The organism is Chitinophaga sp. RCC_12 (assembly GCF_041360695.1).
Taxonomy (GTDB): domain Bacteria; phylum Bacteroidota; class Bacteroidia; order Chitinophagales; family Chitinophagaceae; genus Chitinophaga.
In genome coordinates, this window is sequence record NZ_JBFUPS010000005.1 from 56,397 (window position 1) to 74,806 (window position 18,410).

12 protein-coding genes are annotated in these 18,410 nt (G+C 48.0%); all 12 read left to right on the forward strand.

What is annotated here, in order from left to right:
* Positions 1-66 precede the first annotated feature (66 nt).
* The 12 genes from AB6805_RS16095 to AB6805_RS16150 all read left to right on the forward strand — a co-directional run bounded on the left by AB6805_RS16095 (position 67) and on the right by AB6805_RS16150 (position 18,202).
* Positions 67-645, forward strand: coding sequence for an RNA polymerase sigma factor (locus tag AB6805_RS16095; protein ID WP_370910455.1), 579 nt, complete (start codon positions 67-69; stop codon positions 643-645).
* A gap of 49 nt (positions 646-694) precedes the next feature.
* Positions 695-1,873 (forward strand): FecR domain-containing protein, encoded by a 1,179-nt coding sequence (locus AB6805_RS16100; protein ID WP_370910456.1) that lies wholly within the window; start codon positions 695-697, stop codon positions 1,871-1,873.
* Between the two features lie 227 nt (positions 1,874-2,100).
* Positions 2,101-5,472: a SusC/RagA family TonB-linked outer membrane protein gene (locus AB6805_RS16105; RefSeq protein WP_370910457.1), complete on the forward strand. Its 3,372-nt coding sequence runs from the start codon at positions 2,101-2,103 to the stop codon at positions 5,470-5,472.
* Positions 5,473-5,482: 10 nt separating this feature from the next.
* Positions 5,483-6,982 carry a RagB/SusD family nutrient uptake outer membrane protein gene (locus AB6805_RS16110; protein WP_370910458.1) on the forward strand — a complete coding sequence of 500 codons (1,500 nt, stop codon included), beginning with the start codon at positions 5,483-5,485 and terminating at the stop codon, positions 6,980-6,982.
* Position 6,983: 1 nt separating this feature from the next.
* Positions 6,984-7,775, forward strand: coding sequence for a DUF4397 domain-containing protein (locus AB6805_RS16115; protein ID WP_370910459.1), 792 nt, complete (start codon positions 6,984-6,986; stop codon positions 7,773-7,775).
* 36 nt (positions 7,776-7,811) lie between these two features.
* The gene (locus AB6805_RS16120; RefSeq protein WP_370910460.1) at positions 7,812-8,738 is read left to right on the forward strand and encodes an ABC transporter ATP-binding protein; all 927 of its coding nucleotides are present in this window, start codon (positions 7,812-7,814) and stop codon (positions 8,736-8,738) included.
* Positions 8,739-8,747: 9 nt separating this feature from the next.
* A complete protein-coding gene (locus AB6805_RS16125) occupies positions 8,748-11,078 on the forward strand; it encodes a Gldg family protein (protein ID WP_370910461.1) in 2,331 nt (776 codons plus the stop codon).
* An 11-nt stretch (positions 11,079-11,089) separates the two neighbouring features.
* On the forward strand, positions 11,090-12,394 hold the full coding sequence (locus tag AB6805_RS16130) for a DNA mismatch repair protein (protein ID WP_370910462.1): 1,305 nt from the start codon (positions 11,090-11,092) through the stop codon (positions 12,392-12,394).
* A gap of 16 nt (positions 12,395-12,410) precedes the next feature.
* Positions 12,411-13,727 carry a DNA mismatch repair protein gene (locus AB6805_RS16135; RefSeq protein WP_370910463.1) on the forward strand — a complete coding sequence of 439 codons (1,317 nt, stop codon included), beginning with the start codon at positions 12,411-12,413 and terminating at the stop codon, positions 13,725-13,727.
* Between the two features lie 20 nt (positions 13,728-13,747).
* Entirely contained in the window at positions 13,748-15,229 is a 1,482-nt protein-coding gene (locus tag AB6805_RS16140) for a S41 family peptidase (RefSeq protein WP_370910464.1), read from the forward strand.
* 48 nt (positions 15,230-15,277) lie between these two features.
* Positions 15,278-16,504, forward strand: a complete 1,227-nt coding sequence (locus AB6805_RS16145; protein ID WP_370910465.1) for an MFS transporter — start codon at positions 15,278-15,280, stop codon at positions 16,502-16,504.
* Between the two features lie 6 nt (positions 16,505-16,510).
* Entirely contained in the window at positions 16,511-18,202 is a 1,692-nt protein-coding gene (locus AB6805_RS16150) for a beta-xylosidase (protein WP_370910466.1), read from the forward strand.
* The last annotated feature ends 208 nt before the right edge of the window (positions 18,203-18,410 follow it).

Here is an 18,410-nt window from a genome sequence, read left to right on the forward strand (position 1 = left end):
ATTAATGTTTAATTTACCTGTCGTCATGTGAACGGTCTCCCGATTGAACGATATTATCACACCATAATGAATGAACAGGAATTACTAAACCAACTTGCTCTTGGCCACCAGGAGGCGTTTACAGCTATTTATTTAAAATACCACGGCGGTATATATAATTACCTGCTGAAATTTACCAAGAATCCCATACTTACTGAAGACCTGGTACATGATGTTTTCCTGAAGATATGGGAGGTAAGGGGCCAATTGGATATTAAATCATCATTCCAGGCTTACCTGTACCGGCTGGCCAGGAATACGGCATTAACGCAATTGAACCGGATCTCGCTGTATGATACGATCCGGGATGAAGTAATGCACCGGGTTTCCCTGGGCATCAACGACCAAACCTTAATGAATGCCATAGAGGCGAAGCAGTATGAAGAGCTGCTTCAGAAAGCGGTTGCCAGCCTGCCACCACAACGTCGCGAGGCATTTATGCTTTGCCGGCAGCAGGGCAAAACATATGAAGAAGCCGCTGCCCTGATGCACATCTCCCGTAATACATTTAAACAGCACCTGTCGCTGGCGGTAAAGTCAATTAAGGAGTATCTAATGGAACACGGCGATATTTCATTGCTGATACTGTTGGTATCGCTGAAATAATTTTTTCCTCCGCATCCACCCATTTGTTTTATTCATTAGTCTTATTAATATGGAGCCGAACAAATTTTCCGAAACTGACTTGCTTCAAAAGTACCTGGACGGCACCATTACGGAGTCCGAAAGCGCAGCGTTGTTTGAATTGTTGAAGGAGAATGCCATTGAAGACAATGAAGCACTGGAAACGTTATTGCAGCGGGTTTATGACCAGTCGTTTACCGAGCCTCCCGCGCTTTCCGGCGATGCCAGCCAGCGGATCCTGCAGCGGTTACAGGCAGCAGTAGCAGACAGGGAAGTGCCGGTTCGCCGCATCCCTTCCTGGTGGCGTTACGCGGCAGCGGCAGTATTGCTCATAGCAATGGCTACTACAGCGGTATGGTTTATCAACCACCATAAAAAAGGCGTGCCATCACTGGCGGGGAATGTATCTTCTTCCGGGGAAATTATGTCAGGGTCCAACCGCGCGGTGCTGAAGCTGGGCGATGGCGATGAAATATTGCTGGACAGCACGCAAGGCAGTATTGTAAGGAATGGAAATTTTAATGTGAACAATGATAGCGGCAAACTGGATTACGAAGGGAAGGCCGGCAAGGCAGAGTATCACACACTTTCCACGCCCCGTGGTGGCCAGTACCGGCTGCAGCTGCCGGATGGTACCGCTGTATGGCTTAACGCGGAATCCAGCATCACTTATCCTACTGTTTTTACAGATAATTACCGCAAAGTAAAAGTGACCGGAGAAGTTTATTTTGAAGTGGCCCAGAACAAGGAGCAGCCGTTTATGGTGGATATTAATAACAAAGCCACTGTAGCAGTTTTAGGTACCAGTTTTAACGTAAGCGCCTATACGGATGAACAAGTGATCCGGACCACTTTACTGGAAGGAAGTATTATGATGATCCATGATCAGCAAACTGCGATGCTTCGGCCGGGGCAGCAGGCGCAGATCAACAATGAGTTGAAGATGAATATCATTCACAACGCGGATGTGGAGATGGTAGTAGCCTGGAAGAATGGACTGTTCCGGTTTAACCATGCGCATCTCGACGAAGTGTTGCGGCAAATGTCGCGGTGGTATGACGTAGGCGTCGTTTATGAAAACGGTGTACCGGATATTATATTCAGCGGGGAAATAAAAAGAGATCTGAATTTATCACAGGCACTTGTTGTGCTGGAAAAGATGGGTGTTCATTACAGGATCGAAGGAAAGAAAATAATAGTAATGCCATAGCTAAGGTTCGTAGTATCAATCAACATCAATTAATGGGTATGCCAGTCCGGAACCACCACTATCCGGTATGTTTAAAAGAAAAGCTGTAAGGCTACAGGCGTAGCTTTGTCCAAACTGAAGAATTAAACGCATTTGAAACGGGGAGTGATCACAGTAAAGTGACTCCTCCGGGAGTGGTATGCTCCACAGGAAAGAATTAGTTATTTAAATCAACCAAAAAGATTGTTATGCTAAGATCCAGACTTTACAAGCGGTTGTGCCGGAGGGACCGGGTGTTCAGCAGGCTGATTGTATTATTCCTTATCACTGCTGCACTGGGTTTGCCAGTCCATGTATTATCCCAAACCATCACCTTCAGCGGCAAACAGGTACCGTTGCAGCAGGCTTTTGATGAAATAAAAAAGCAGGCTGATTATGCGGTGATATTTAATCCCGAGCTGATCAATGTAAACGTGGCTATTTCGGTAAATGCAAAGAAGCAGCCGCTGGAAGTATTTATGAAATCGATATTGGCTAAACAGCCTTTAAGTTACACGATTGTAGGTACCACCATTGTTGTTTTTCCCAGGGTTGACAACGGTTCGGATTCGATAAAAATAGCCCTGGATCCGGTGGTGCATGATGTAACCGGCTTGGTGTATGATGAGAAGACCAGCGCTCCGGTGATAGGCGCCAGTATCATTGTAAGTGGTTCTGCTAAAGGAACGCAAACAGATGAAAAGGGATCTTTTGTTTTGAGAAAGTTAAAGGAGGATGAGCAACTTACGATTACCTGTATCGGGTACGAAAAGGTAACGGTAAAAGTTCCAATGGGAATGTCGCTCGTATACGTGACTATGAAAACGGCTACCAGCGTGTTAGATCAGGCCGTGGTGCAGGCGTATGGTATTACCAGCAAGCGTTTGGCTACCGGGAATATCAGCAGGGTAACGGCGGAAGAAATAGAAAGGCAACCGGTGATGAATCCTTTACTGGCATTGCAGGGGAGAGTACCGGGTTTATTGATCACACAAACCAGTGGTTATGCTGCTGCGCCTGTGAAGGTAGAAATAAGGGGAAGAAATTCGCTGAATCCGGATATGTTATCTGAACCATTGTATGTAATAGACGGGGTACCACTAACGGTACTGGATGTAAGCGGCTCTATCCGTTATAATTCCGGGGTATCGCCGGGATATACGCAGGGTGGGCTTTCAGTTACCGGCGGGCAAAGTCCGTTGTTCAGTATGAACCCCAGGGATATTGCCAGCATAGAGGTGTTGAAAGATGCAGATGCCACTGCTATTTATGGCTCCCGCGCAGCGAATGGGGTGGTATTGATTACCACTAAAAAGGGCAAGCCGGGGAGGACCACTTTCAACATGGAAGTTAACCAGGGGATCATTGATGTGCCCAAGCGTTACCAGATGCTGAATACCTCACAGTATTTGCAGGTGCGGAGAGAGGCGCTGAAAAACGATGGTATGTTTCCAACAATAAGCACTGCGCCGGATGTGGTATTGTGGGACAGCACGCGGTATACCGACTGGCAAAAAGTGTTGCTGGGAACCGGTAAGCAAAGTGGAGTGGTGACCAGTTTAACGGGCGGCGATAACCTGGCGATGTATCGCATCAGCGCGAATTACGCGCAACAGGAAGACCTGATGAAGAACAGCGGTCTGAATCAGCAGGCGTCTGTAACATCCAGCATAGATGTGCGCAGTGTTAATCAGAAATTTTCACTCGGCCTGGTGCTTGGTTACAGTTATACCAACGTAGATGCGCATTTTGCCGCTATCTCTATCTTAACGCTGCCTCCCAATGCGCCACCGGTATACGACAGCAAGGGTGACCTGAACTATGCCGACTGGAATGCAGCGGGCGTAGGTGATCGATTCCCTTTTGCAGACCTCCTCAGGTCGAATAATACACAAACTAACCAGTTCAGCAGTAGCATCAGGATGAGTTATGAGCTGGCGAGAGGACTAAAGTTTGTTACCAGCGGAGGCTACTCTTTGATGACGGGTACAAGTAACTATTTTATGCCCATCGCATCGTACAACCCGATTAGTAATCCGACAGGGTCAGCTGTTTTGGGTACGTCGAAAAATGCCAACCTGACCGTTGAGCCGCAACTCACGTACAACCGTTTTATAGGCCGTGGAGATCTGAGCTTGCTGGTAGGAGGTACTTATCAATCCACGATGACGAATGGCATCACCACCTACGCTGCGGGCTATGGGGATGATGATCTGATCCGCAGTGTTGGGAGCGCGCCTTTTTCGCAAACCAGTGAGGGATATAGTAAGTATAAATACGTCGGTTTTCTGGCGCGTATCAATTATGACTGGGAGCACAAGTATATTTTAAATATGACTGCCAGGAGGGATGGATCTTCACGCTTTGCCCCAGGCAGGCAGTTTGGTAATTTCGGATCGGCAGCTGCTGCATGGAACTTCTCAGAAGAAAAATGGATAAAGCGTTTCCTGCCGTCCTGGGTGAACTTTATGAAGCTAAGGGCCAGCTATGGACTTGTAGGAGGGAATACACCAACGGATTACCAGTACCTGTCGCAATGGGCAGTAATAGCAGCCGGTGATTTTATGCCGCTTTACGCCTATAACGGTGTGCAGCCTTTTGTACCCATACATGCCGTTAACCAGGACTATCACTGGGAGACAAATAAGAAATTCGAAGCAGGCTTCAGCGCCAGCTTCCTGGAAGAGCGCATTACGATAGATGTATCCCGGTATCAGAACCGTTCCGGGGATCAGATTACCGGTCTGCCTACCCCTGCTTATACAGGCTTCAAAACTGTGACGAGCAACTGGTCTGCACTGGTGGAAAACAGTGGCTGGGAAGGAATGATCTCTGCCACTTTGATTAAGAAAAAGGATTTAATATGGTCTGTCAGTTTTAACATGGCCGCTAACCGCAACCTGCTGGTGTCTTATCCGGATTTTGAATTATCTCCTTACTACACCCAGTATAAAGTGGGACAGTCGTTGAATGCACAATATGTATTGCATTACCTGGGGGTAGATCCGCAAACGGGTGGATACAGTTTTGCTGATCACAATAAAGACGGCCTCGCACAGGCAAATTATAACGTTCCTGCCGGTACCATGGACGACGACCGGTATATCGTCATAGACCGAACACCGAAATATTTTGGCGGTATAGGCACCACCGTAAACTATAAGGGACTTTCCGCTAATCTTTTATTTGATTTCAAAAAGCAGTTGGGACGGGATCCGTTTATTACCAACGTACAAGGGCAGATGTCTAATTTTCCCGTAAGCATACTCAATGACCGCTGGCAAAAGCCTGGTGATAACGCCCGGTATGTCCGCTATTCCAATACCAGCAGGGGGGGAGTATCCAGTTCTGATGCGGGGATGACAGACGCCTCCTACTTTCGTTTGAGGTCTGTGGCCATTAACTATTCTTTCTCCGAGAAATTATCAAAGAAGGCTGGATTAAAAGGATGTACGCTGTCGTTCCGGTTGCAGAATATTTTCACGATCTCCAACTACCCGGGTATAGATCCTGAAGTGCAGGATTATTCAGCTGTTCCGGCTGGCCGGAGTTTTTCCGGCGCCTTATCAATTACGCTTTAAAATACCAGTGATGCGGATCTATCAAAGAACAACACTCATCGTTATCAGCAGCTTTTTCTGGAGTATGATACATTCATCCTGCAGAAAACTGATCGCTATTCCTGCACCTATCAACACTATTACCACTACACAGGTGTTTAGCTCAGAAACAAAGGCCAACGCTGCTATGGCCGGCATATACAGTGTCATGATCAATGGAGATAAGGTGCAGAGTGTGGTGTCGGCCGGGCAAAGTTTTCTTAGCGCCGGACTGTTAACTATCATGGGCGGGCTATCGTCCGGCGAAATGGATAACTATTCAGGTAGCAATGAACCGGCGCTAAATCTGCTCAGTACCAACAAACTCACCGTTTACCAGGCCGATAAGGCCGGAATGGCCTGGGAAACGGCCTATAAAACAATTTATGCTGCCAACTCGGTGATAGAGGGCATTGCAGCATCTACTGCGGTAGCGCTGAGAGACAGCACACGCAAAGCGCTTACCGGGGAAGCAAAGTTTGTGCGCGCTTTTAATTACTTCTATCTCACCAATTTATTTGGCGATGTTCCCCTTGCGCTCACGGTAGATTTTAACCAGACGCGCAGCATGTTCAGAACGCCGCAGCAACAGGTGTACCAGCAAATAGTAGCAGACCTGAAGGATGCGGAAGCCAATATGCCGGAGAGCTATCCTACCGGCAACGGCGAAAGGGTACGCCCCAACAAAGCCACTGCCACCGCTTTGCTGGCACGGGTATACCTCTACCTGGGTGAGTATGCCAACGCTGTTGCCGCTGCTACAACGCTGATCAACAACACGGCGGTGTATGGCCTGGAAACTGATCTGACACACGTTTTCTTAAAAGATAGCCGGGAGGCCATCTGGCAGTTAAAGCCAACTACCACAGACGCTTCCCTAAAGAATGCCACACCGGAAGGATACCAGCTACTGCCTGGCATTTTTGTTACCGGCAAGACGAGCTTCATGTTATCCGGTCAATTGTTGAAAGTTTTTGAAGAAGGGGATCAACGTTATGTTGCCTGGACGGACAGTACTGATAATTCCAATGGAACAGGCACATTTCCTGGCATTACCCACTATCCCAGTAAGTACAAGATCGGCTCCGGCAACGCTGTTTACGGTGCAGATGCAGAAGAATATTATGTAGTGTTCCGTTTGGCTGAAATGTACCTGGTACGTGCGGAAGCCGCCGCCAATGGAGGTCCCGGAGGTCTCGCGGCGGCGATTGCCGACCTGAATGTAATCCGCCACAGGGCAGGGTTGGCAAGCCTGCCGGCTAACCTCACCGTTGTGCAGGTAAAGGCTGCCGTAGCAAAGGAGCGGCAAACAGAGCTTTTTGCAGAATGGGGACACCGCTGGCTGGATCTGAAACGCACCGGCATGGCGCATGATGTGCTGTCGGCTATGCCGGTGAAACAGCCCTGGTTAGGCGATTATCAATTGCTTTATCCTATTCCGGTATCGGAAATTACTGTTAATCATTTCCTCACCCAAAATCCCGGCTATTAATATGCAGCAGATATTTTCCAGATACGCAACTGTATGGCAGCCGCTCCGCAGCGCGCTTATGGCCGCCCCGCTGCTCATGCTCATATTGGCCTCCTGCGCCAAACAAACAACAGCGCCCGGTAACGCATCACTTACCCTGATCAATGCGGTAGTGGGCAACAGCTCAATGGTAACTAATTTCAAAGGAGGAAATCCGTTTGAATATTATCACGCCAACCGGATATACTACAAAGCATACAGTGATTATAATAACCGCTATACACAGTTTAGCGGTACCCAGCAGCTGGCCCTGTACCAGTATCCCGACACCACGGAGAAAAGCGTTCCTCTTTTTAACCTGGTGCTGGACCTGCCCATTGGCTCTATTCATACGTTGTTTTTAACGGGTACTGTTGCCTCACCGGATACACTGTTTATTAAAGATGACCTGCCTTATCATGTCACCGCCGACAGTTCAATGGGTATCCGGTTTGTCAATCTTTCTCCCGGCAGCAAGGATGTCAGCATCAACATCAAAGGACAAACAGGGGCGCCGGAAGTAGCACGCCTGCCTTATAAAGGCAGTACTGTTTTTAAGAAATACAGTGCCGGGTTTGAAGTACCCGACTATGAGTTTGAGTTCCGGGATGCCGCCAGCGGCGTATTGCTGGGAAGCTTTATCACAGCGGGCATCTACCATCAAACTACTGTTTGGGCGCATCCCTGGATGTATAAGAATTTTACCCTGGCCCTGGTGGGACTGCCGGGAGGTACCGGCATCAACGCACCTGCAGTAATGCTGATCAGGTACTGAATTAATTCATCAATATTTTATTACTAAAAACGCACTATGAGCACTATACTGAAAATTGAGGGGCTCTCACACAGGTACAGCACTTCCTGGGCTATACGGGATATTAACCTTGAAATAGAACAAACCGGGGTGGTAGGACTGCTGGGATCCAACGGGGCCGGGAAGTCCACCACCATGAATATTATGTGCGGTGTGCTGAATCAAACGGAGGGCCGTGTTTATGTCAACGGAATCGATATCAGGGAGCAACCGGAACTTGCAAAAAAAGAGATCGGTTTCTTACCGCAAAATCCTCCTTTGTATACAGACCTTACGGTAGATGAATTCCTTACCTATTGTGCAGAGCTGCGGTTGATAGAAAAACACCGTATCAAAGCAGCGGTGAACGAAGCCAAAGAACGCTGCGGTATTGCCCACTTCAGCACAAGACTGATCCGCAACCTGTCCGGCGGATACCGTCAACGGGTGGGCATTGCGCAGGCCATTATCCATAAACCCAAACTGGTAGTCATGGACGAGCCCACCAATGGGCTCGATCCTAACCAGCTGATTGAAGCCCGTAAACTGATCAGGGAAATTGCCCTGGATCATACCGTGTTGTTGTCTTCTCACATTTTATCTGAAATACACCTGCTCTGTAAAGAAGTGATCATGATGGAAGGAGGAAGGATCATTTTCTCCGACAGCATGGACGCATTCAATAACTATGTACAGCCGCATACCCTGTTGGTGGGAATGGAAAACATGCCTCCGGCTCCCGAGCTGATGAGGATCAGAGGGGTTTCCAAAGTGGAGTTGCTGACGGAAAAACAGGCGCGTATTTATTTCGATGGGGAGAAAGATATCACGGAAAGGATCATCGCCGCCGCCGTACAACATGAATGGCGCCTCCAGGAAATCAGTCTTGATAAAGGTCTGCTCGACGACATTTTCAAGCAATTAACTATTCAATCCCACCAATAAACTTACGACATGAAGATGATATTTAAAGTTGCGAAAACAGAGCTTCGGAATCTCTTTTATTCGCCGGTAGCCTGGTTTCTGACGATCGCATTTATGGTGCAGTGCGCGGTTTTTTATACTTACGCATTGTATCCGCTTACAAAGTGGCAGGAAATATTGGCAAAAAATAATCCGAAGTTCAAAGACTTTAATCTTTCGCTGACGGCGGGGATGTATTTAGATCCCAATGGTATTTTCGTTAATGTGCTGCAAAACCTTTACCTGTTTGTTCCATTGCTTACCATGGGCCTGATCAGCAGGGAAATTAACAATGGTACCATCAAGTTACTCTATTCGTCCCCGGTGAAGTTGCGTGAAATTGTTTTTGGGAAGTACCTGGCTATTATGTTATACAACCTGTTGCTGGTAGGTATTGTAGGGATCTTTATTGTAACAGGTTTATTCACTATCCGGTCGGCAGATTACGGCATGTTGTTATCCGCTATGCTGGGCTTTTACCTGCTGATGTGCTGCTATACGGCCATCGGGTTGTTTATGTCCAGTCTTACTACCTACCAGATCGTATCCGCCATTGGCAGCTTCCTGGCTGTTTTTATCCTGAGCCGTATCGGTGGCTTATGGCAGAAGTATGATTTTGTGAGAGACCTGACCTATTTTCTTTCCATCTCGGGCCGTACCGGGAAAATGTTGCAGGGGCTCATTACCACGAAGGATGTCATTTATTTTGTGCTGATCGTTTATATGTTTGTATCGTTTACGATGATCAAACTGAAAGGAGGACGGGAATCGAAACCCTGGTTTGTGAGCGCCGCGAGATATGTAGCAGTTGCGCTGGTGGTGCTGACGATCGGCTATGTATCCTCACGCCCGGCACTAACCGGGTATTGGGATACCACCGTTGGCGACATCAACACCCTGCATCCGAATACACAGAAGATCATAAAGGAACTGGGCAAAGAACCATTGGAGGTTACCCTTTATACCAACCTGTTGGGAGGAGGGGCGGGCCGCGGCTTCCCGGAAAACCGGAACGATTATTTAACAACCCTCTGGGAGCGCTACCAGCGCTTTAAACCGGATATTACTTTTAAGTACGTATACTACTACGATAACGACGACAACGACAGTTCCGTTTACAAGAACTGGCCGGGCAAAAGTTTAAAAGAGATTGAAGAGCAGGTAGCAGATGGGTATGATTTAAATCCTTCTATGTTTATGCCGCGGGAAGAGATCCGTAAGAAGATCGACCTGGGACCTGAAAGTTACCGGCTGGTGATGCAGCTGAAGTACAAAGGCGAAACTACCTTCCTGCGGACTTTTGAAGATAATCTATTCTGGCCCGAAGAGCAACAGGTGGCGCCGGCTTTCAAACGGCTTTTAAAAGCTGATTTACCAAAGAACCTTTATCTCACGGGCAACCTGGAGCGTAGCATTATTAAAAGAGGAGAACGGGAATTCCGTTTCCATACCATTGAAAAAGGTAACCGCAATGCCCTGATCAACCTGGGTTTTGAGTCGGATACGCTTTCACTGGATAACGCGGATATCCCTGCTAACATCACCACACTGATACTGGCCGATCCTAAAACGGAACTGAGCGCTGCTACCATGGGCAAATTGAAGCAGTACATCGACAAAGGCGGCAATATGTTCATATTGGGAGAACCAGGCAAGCAACAAATGCTGAACCCCTTGCTGGCACACCTGGGCGTGCGGTTAATGGATGGTACACTGGTGCAGCTCTCCAAAGATGAAATGCCTCATATGGTGGTGCCATTTATTACGCGCGACGCTGCTAACCTGGCCGACGAACCTTTTCTCCTCATACTGAAGGAAGCGTATAAGGAACACGGCGACAGCATGTTCATGATGACTCCCGGAACTACTGCTTTTGCCTATGCGGATACCGGCGCTTTTGTGATAAAGCCTTTACTGCAAACACTGGAAAACAGGGTATGGCTGAAAGCCGGCACCCTGGTAACAGATTCAACGCCTCCTGAATTTAACCCCGGGGAAGGAGATAGCCAGGCGAAAGCTTATGCCAGCTACATCTCCCTGGAAAGGAAAGTCAACAACAAGGATCAACGTATTGTTTTAGGCGCAGACGCTGATATGATGAGCAACCTGCGGCAGGGCGGCGGCTTCCTCGGCAAAGGATTTTACAGCTGGCTGGACGACAACCATTATCCTATCTATACACCCCGTCCAAAACCACTGGATAGCCTGTTCACCATTTCATCTGCCGGGGCAGCTGTGTTGAAAATAGTATACGTATGGATATTGCCGGGTGCGGTATTGCTATTCGCCATCATATTATTGATCCGGCGTAAGAGAAAATAAAAACAGCAACTATGTTTTTACAAACAGATGATCAAACGATAGAAGACCTTAGAATATTTGGTAAACGTGATGTGAGCGGCATCTACGACCTGTACAATCATACCCACACCCGTGGGGGTGAAACGGTACTGGAAGAAATGTTCCGTAACCCGTTGTCGGATCGCGATGAGATTAACCGGCGAAGTGACGTGATCGCGCATTTTGCCGGCCTGAAACTGGCCTTTCCCTTTGATGCGGCCTTGTTTGATATGGCCGAGAAGTATTTAATGAATACCGGCGCCAATGCAAAGCAAACCGTGCTGAGCGAAAAGGATATCTCTAATGGGGTAAGCGCGGTGATATCACTTATTCATCTTATAAAATTTTTTATAGAGAGAGAAGAAGTGACCGGCATTGTTGCCTATGCACGGGAGCGGGAACGCATTGCGGTATTACTCACCGACCCTACCTTTGAACCGGCATTGAAAGAAAGCGGGAAAGGGAAGTTGTCTTATGCGGCGGTAACCGCATATGATCTCCTTTTCCGCACCCGGGAGCGTTATAAGATAGAAAAACTGATGGGGTATATCTACTATCTCGATGTGTATCTCTCCGTAGCAAAAGTGGCGGTGGACAGGCAATTTGTTTTTCCAAAAGCGCTGGACAAAGGCACTACTGAACTGAAACTGGAAGGGGTATATCATCCGGGGCTGAAACAACCCATTGGCAACAACCTGGTGATGAATGCCAGTCAGAACCTGATTTTTTTAACCGGGGCCAATATGGCGGGAAAGTCAACTTTTTTGCGCTCCTTAAGTACGGCGGTATACGTAGCGCATATGGGCTTCCCGGTGGCGGCAGGGTTCATGGAGTTTTCGGTGATGGATGGTATTTACACCACTATCAACCTGCCGGATAACCTGGGTATTGGCGCCAGTCACTTTTATGCGGAGGTGCTGCGCGTAAAAAAAATAGCTACGGAATTAAGCGGCGGAAAATCATTGCTGGTAATATTTGATGAGTTGTTCCGCGGTACCAACGTGAAAGATGCACATGAGGCTACAGTGGCTATTACCAAGGCATTTGCAGGAAAGCAGAAAAGTATGTTCATTATTTCCTCGCACATCGTGGAGGCCGGCGAAGCATTAAAGCAACGGGGCAATATCGGGTTCCTGTATTTGCCCACGCGTATGAACGGCCATACACCGGAGTATACTTATACGCTGGAGCGGGGGATCACAGATGATCGTCATGGTATGATCATTATCCGGAACGAAGGGATCCTGGAAACGTTGAAGAACGGGAAGAAGCGCAGTGTTGTACATCTTGTGAAATAAAAAAATAATCATCATCATGGGTTTTAATACAGACAGGCAAACGATGGTTGAACTGAACCTGCTGGGCAAATACCGGCAGGGATCAGTATATCACTTGTTCAACCACGTAAAAACAAGAGGAGGGGAACAGTTGCTCGACGATATGTTCCGTCATCCGATGGAGCATGCCGATGCTATCAATAACCGCAGCCGTATTTTCCGGAGTTTTCAGCGGGCGGAACTGGGCTTTCCATTTGATATATCGCAGCTGAATTTAATGCGCGAATACCTGGATGCCGGCATGCTGGCTAACGGGTTACTGACACTGGCGGATACCCTTCTCAAAAAATGGCTTTCCGGTCTTACCCGCGATGAACGGTACAAGAAAAAAGTGCAGGGGTTGCAGGCAACTATTGTAACGTTGAAAAGATGTTATTCCTTTCTCGAAATGGCGCCGCCGGACATGGGGCCTTTTACCGTCCGTTTACAGGCCGTAAAAACGATCCTCTCCGATAAATTGCTGGAGCGGTTGCTGAATATGGATATCTACCAGGCGTTGCCGGTGAAAACCCTTGCCTTTTATGATCACCTGCTGAAGAGCAGGTTCCGGAAAGAGATGGAAGCAGTGCTGTTGTTTATTTACGAACTGGATGTAAACATTGCCGTGAGCGACGTGGCGCGCGCCAGGGGCTTCACCTACGCTGAAGCGTTGCCGCCGGCAGAAAATATGCTGGCCGCGGAGGAGCTGGGCCATCCCTGTATAGAGGGCGCGGTGGGAAATATTGTGCAGATGAATGACCACAGCAATGTGCTGTTTTTAACCGGCGCCAATATGGCCGGAAAATCCACCCTGATGAAATCTGTAGGCATCGGGATGTACCTGGCGCATATGGGTTTCCCGGTGGCAGCTGCACATATGCAGTTTTCAGTGCGGGAAGGCATTTATTCGTCTATCAATGTGGCGGATAATATCAGTCTTGGTTACAGCCATTTTTACGCAGAAGTTGTACGTGTGAAACACGCCGCAGAAGCCGCCGCCAGCGGTCAGCGGTTGCTGCTGATGTTCGACGAGCTGTTCAAAGGCACCAATGTAAAAGATGCGTACGACGGGACTTTGGCGGTGACGGCCGCTTTTGCCGAGTACCGCGACTGCCTCTTTATTGTGTCCACACATATTATTGAAGTGGGCGAGGCATTAAAGGACAGCAGCAATGTTCAATTTGTTTATTTACCAACTATTATGGATGGCAACCGTCCGCGTTATACCTACAAACTGGAGGAAGGTATTACAGAAGACCGGCAGGGGATGATGATCATCCGGAATGAAGGCATCCTGGAGCTGATCGGTTCTTAACACAGAAATCAAAAAAACATATGAAAAAACTGTTGATACTTGGCGTTACCGCCATACAGGCATGTTATTGTTTAAACACAGCTGCCCAGGAGAAAAAGTTATCGAACCTGACAAGGGAAGATGTTATTTCAGATTTTAAACTGGCGGTAGATATCTTGAAGAAACAGCATCCCAATCCGTATAAGTTTATAGACTCCGTCACCTTTACGCGCAAAGTGGATTCGTTGTTAAACAAGGTAGCGCAGGAGCCGGATGTATTGTCTGGCCTGCAGTATTCGCCTGTTTACCTGTTAAAGGATGTACATACCAACCTGGGCTTCTCAAACGATAACGGGAAGGAGTTGTACAGCATGATCAATTTTTTTCCTTTCCCTGTTGTGATAGAACGGGAGAAGATATTCGTTAACATGAAAGGCGGAAGTATTCCTTTTGGGGCAGAGGTGGTGAGCATTAACAGTATGCCGGTGAAAGATATCCTGGCTGCTTTGTCGGCCCCCGCTTACAGCGATGGGTACATTACTACCGGGATGGACAGGCTGTATCCGAATTTCCAGGTGGTTTTCAGCCTGTTGAATCCAAGGCTTAAAAGTTACGAAGTAACTTTTCTTGCGCCCGGGAGCAGGGAGGTGAAGCGCACTACGCTTCCCGCTGCCGATCCTACCCAGGCGTATCACGCCGGGCGGTTGTCGGTTTTCCCGGTAAACCTTTTGCAGCGGGCGTATTATATCTACAATGATTACTTTGATGATACACAAACGGGGCTGTTGACAGTAAACACTTTTGGGTTAAATGAAGCGGATGCATATAAAGAATTCAGCGAATTTTTCCGGGAAGTAAACAAGCGGAAATACAAGCAGGTGATTATAGATATCCGTAGTAACGGGGGAGGTAACCCGGCTATTTCCGCATTGCTTTATTCCTTCCTGGTAGATGCGCCTTTCCGGAATGTTTATAATTACCGCACCCGCACCATAGATCTGGCCTATCCCGAATATGCGGTGGCGGATAACGGCAGAAGATTATCTGACGAAGATATCCAGGGGCATAAGAACTTCCTTTACCAGCGTTTTGATAAAGATTCTTCCGGGTTTTATGTTGGAAATGCCCGTTTGAAAGAAGGGTTACTGGAAAATTTTCCGCCGGATAAAGATGCGTTTCACGGGAATGTATATGTGCTGACGGGCGGTGGCACTGTTTCTGCTGCTACTTATTTTGCGTCGCTTGTCCAGAAAAATAAGCGGGGAGAGATTATCGGGAAGGAAACCGGCAGCGGCGTGGCTGCTACTACGGCAGCGTGGTTTATGAAATACCTGTTGCCCAAAACAAGGTGCGTGTTAACCGTGCCGCTGTCGGAGTTATATTTCTTCAATGCCAGCGCCGACAATGGCCGCGGTATTATCCCCGACCGGGAAATTCCGTTGACGAAGTTTATGACGTATATCCAGGCGGGTAAGGACCCTGAAATTACCTATACGATGGAACTGATTAAAACAGGCAAATAAAGTTGATTAGATACCGTATTTTGGGTAAGCGAATCAACAGCTATTGTAATGATTACCAGCCCTGTTACGGACAAAAGAATAAAGGACAGCAATATAAGAATAGCCACTCTGCTGGCTTTTGCCATGATCCCGATGTCGGGTTTTGCCACGGATATTTATATCCCGTCACTGCCGGGCATGACCAACGCCCTCGGCATTTCCAGCAGCCAGGCCCAGCTCACGGTGAGCCTTTTCCTGATCAGCTATGGCGTATCGCAGCTTTTTATAGGAGGTTTGCTGGACAGCTTTGGCCGGTACCGGATTGCATTGGTAGCGATGCTCATCTTTTGTGCATCGTGTGTGATCATTGCCAATACGCATAATATTTACGTCATTTATGCCATGCGGGTGCTGCATGGTATTACCATAGCCATGATGGTGGTGAGTAAGCGCGCCTTTATCGTAGACCTCTACAAGGGCGAGCAGCTGAAACATTACCTGAGCCTGTTTACGATCATCTGGTCTACTGGGCCTATTGTGGCCCCTTTTATTGGTGGATATCTTGAAATCACCTTTGGGTGGGAATCCAATTTTTATTTCCTGGGTGTTTTTGCCGCCATATTATTCCTGCTGGAATTAATATTCAGCGGGGAAACCATTCAACACACCACGCCGTTTCACCCGGTGAAGATCCTGTCTATTTATTATGGGATGATCCGTACCGGCAGTTTTATACTGGGTATTGTGATGCTGGGACTGGCCTATTCGATGGTGATGGTATATAACATGTCCGGTCCTTTTATCATTGAGCATTATTTTAACTTGTCGTCTGTGATCACCGGTTATTGTTCGCTGTTACTGGGCATTGCCTGGATGTTGGGCGGCTTTTTGAGCAAAGGAATGATCCGCAAACCTTTTGTGAAGAAGATCAGCATCAACCTCGCACTGCAGCTGGTGATGGCTTTGCTGTTGCTGCTGTTGTTTTCGGTGTATGGCGGGTTATGGACGATACTGGTGTTTGCTTTCCTGGTGCATATGGGCTCCGGGTTTACCCATAATAATTACTTTACTTTTTGTTTACAGATATTTCCCAATAATGCAGGGATTGCCGGCGGGCTGACGGGCGGCTTATGCAATGTAATTGTTTCCATGCTGAGTTACGGGTTGATATATGTGTTGCCTGCGGAAGATGGGAAACACCTGTCGTTTAGCTATATCTTGCTGATTCTGATGAGTGCGTTGGTGATGTACCGGGTGTTCTTGTTGTACCGTAATTTTTATGTAACCAGAAAATAATTGACCATGCAGAAATACCTGTTACAATTTTTTACACTCCTGCTGCTCTTAACGGCATTGCCGGGGCATGCGCAACAAGACACGCTGTTGATAGGCGTAGATGCCCGGAAAAGCAAAGGGCCGCTGAAACCCATATGGGCCTGGTTTGGCTACGATGAGCCCAACTACACCTACATGAAAGATGGTAAGAAATTGCTGACGGAAATTGCCGCATTGAGTAAAGTGCCGGTATACGTGCGGGTACATAGCCTGCTGGTAACCGGCGACGGCACGGCTGCGTTGAAATGGGGCTCCACCAATGCGTACACTGAAGATGCTGCCGGGAATCCTGTGTACAGCTGGACGATCATCGACAAGATCTTTGACACCTTTATAGAACGGGGCATGAAGCCGATTGCGCAGATCGGGTTTATGCCGGAGGCGCTGTCGGTGAAGCCATCGCCTTACCGCCACCATTGGCAGCCGGATAATAAGTATGGTGATATATTTACCGGTTGGGCATATCCTCCGAAAGACTACCGGAAATTTGCGGCATTGGTATACGAATGGGTAAAGCATTCCGTGGCGCGTTATGGAAAAGCGGAAGTGGAAAGCTGGTACTGGGAGTTATGGAACGAGCCAAATATCGGTTACTGGAAAGGCACTACAGAAGAATACATCAAGCTGTATGATTATACTGCCGACGCGGTGAAACGTGCATTGCCCACTGCCCGGATCGGCGGCCCTGAAGTAACAGGCCCTAACTGGGATGTATCTGCCAAGTTTTTTAAAACCTTCCTGGATCATGTGGTGAGTGGTAAAAACTATGCCACCGGCAAAACAGGCGCGCCGCTGGATGTGATCACCTTTCACGCCAAAGGTGCACCCAAAGTGGTGAATGGCGTGGTACAGATGAACATGGCCGCACAGCTGCGTGACATTGATAAAGGCTTTGAAATAGTAGCTTCCTATCCGTCGCTGAAGAAGCTGCCCATCATTATCGGTGAATCAGATCCGGAAGGATGTGCTGCGTGTTCAGAAGCATTTCATCCTGCCAATGCTTACCGTAACGGCACCATGTATTCGAGTTATACCGCTGCATCGTTTGCGCGGAAGTACGACCTGGCGGCAGCCCGTGGCGTAAACCTGGCAGGCGCAGTGACCTGGGCTTTTGAGTTTGAGGACCAGCCCTGGTTTGCGGGCTTCCGCGACCTGGCCACCAACGGAGTGGACAAACCCGTTTTAAATGTATTCCGGATGTTTGGCCTGATGCAGGGCAACAGGCTGGAAGTAAGCGGATACACGAACTATAACTACCAGCAAATCATCGACAGCAGCGTGCGGGGAGCCAGGCGTGATATTAATGCATTAGCGTCCGGTGATGAGCACAGCGTGAGCGTAATGGTGTGGAACTATCATGACGACAACATTATTCCGGCACAATCATCTCCCGTAAAAATAAAAATAAAAGGACTGCCGGCTACCCGTGTACTGCTGAAGCATTACCGGATTGATGCTGCGCATAGCAACGCCTACGAAGCGTGGAAAAAGATGGGATCGCCTCAGCATCCTGATGCTTCGCAAATAGCGCAGCTGGAAAGTGCGGGGCAATTACAGTTGCTGTCGTCGCCCGCATGGATGCAGCCGGAGAACGGTGAAATAGTGCTGCCAAATGATTTACCCGGACAAGGTGTATCGTTGCTCCAACTAACGTGGTAACATTTATATCTGTCGCAAACTGCCCTTTTATTGTCTTATTTTGCCCGCTCATTTGACAATGAAGTAAATATCTTTGTTCCCTGAGGTTTCACCGGTAAAACCAGGCGTTTTACCGGTGGAACAATGATCCTGACCGGAAAGGTTTTCCATAAAAAAACAGTGCATCCTATATTTGAAACCGAATCAGGGATACCCGTTGTGAGAAGGA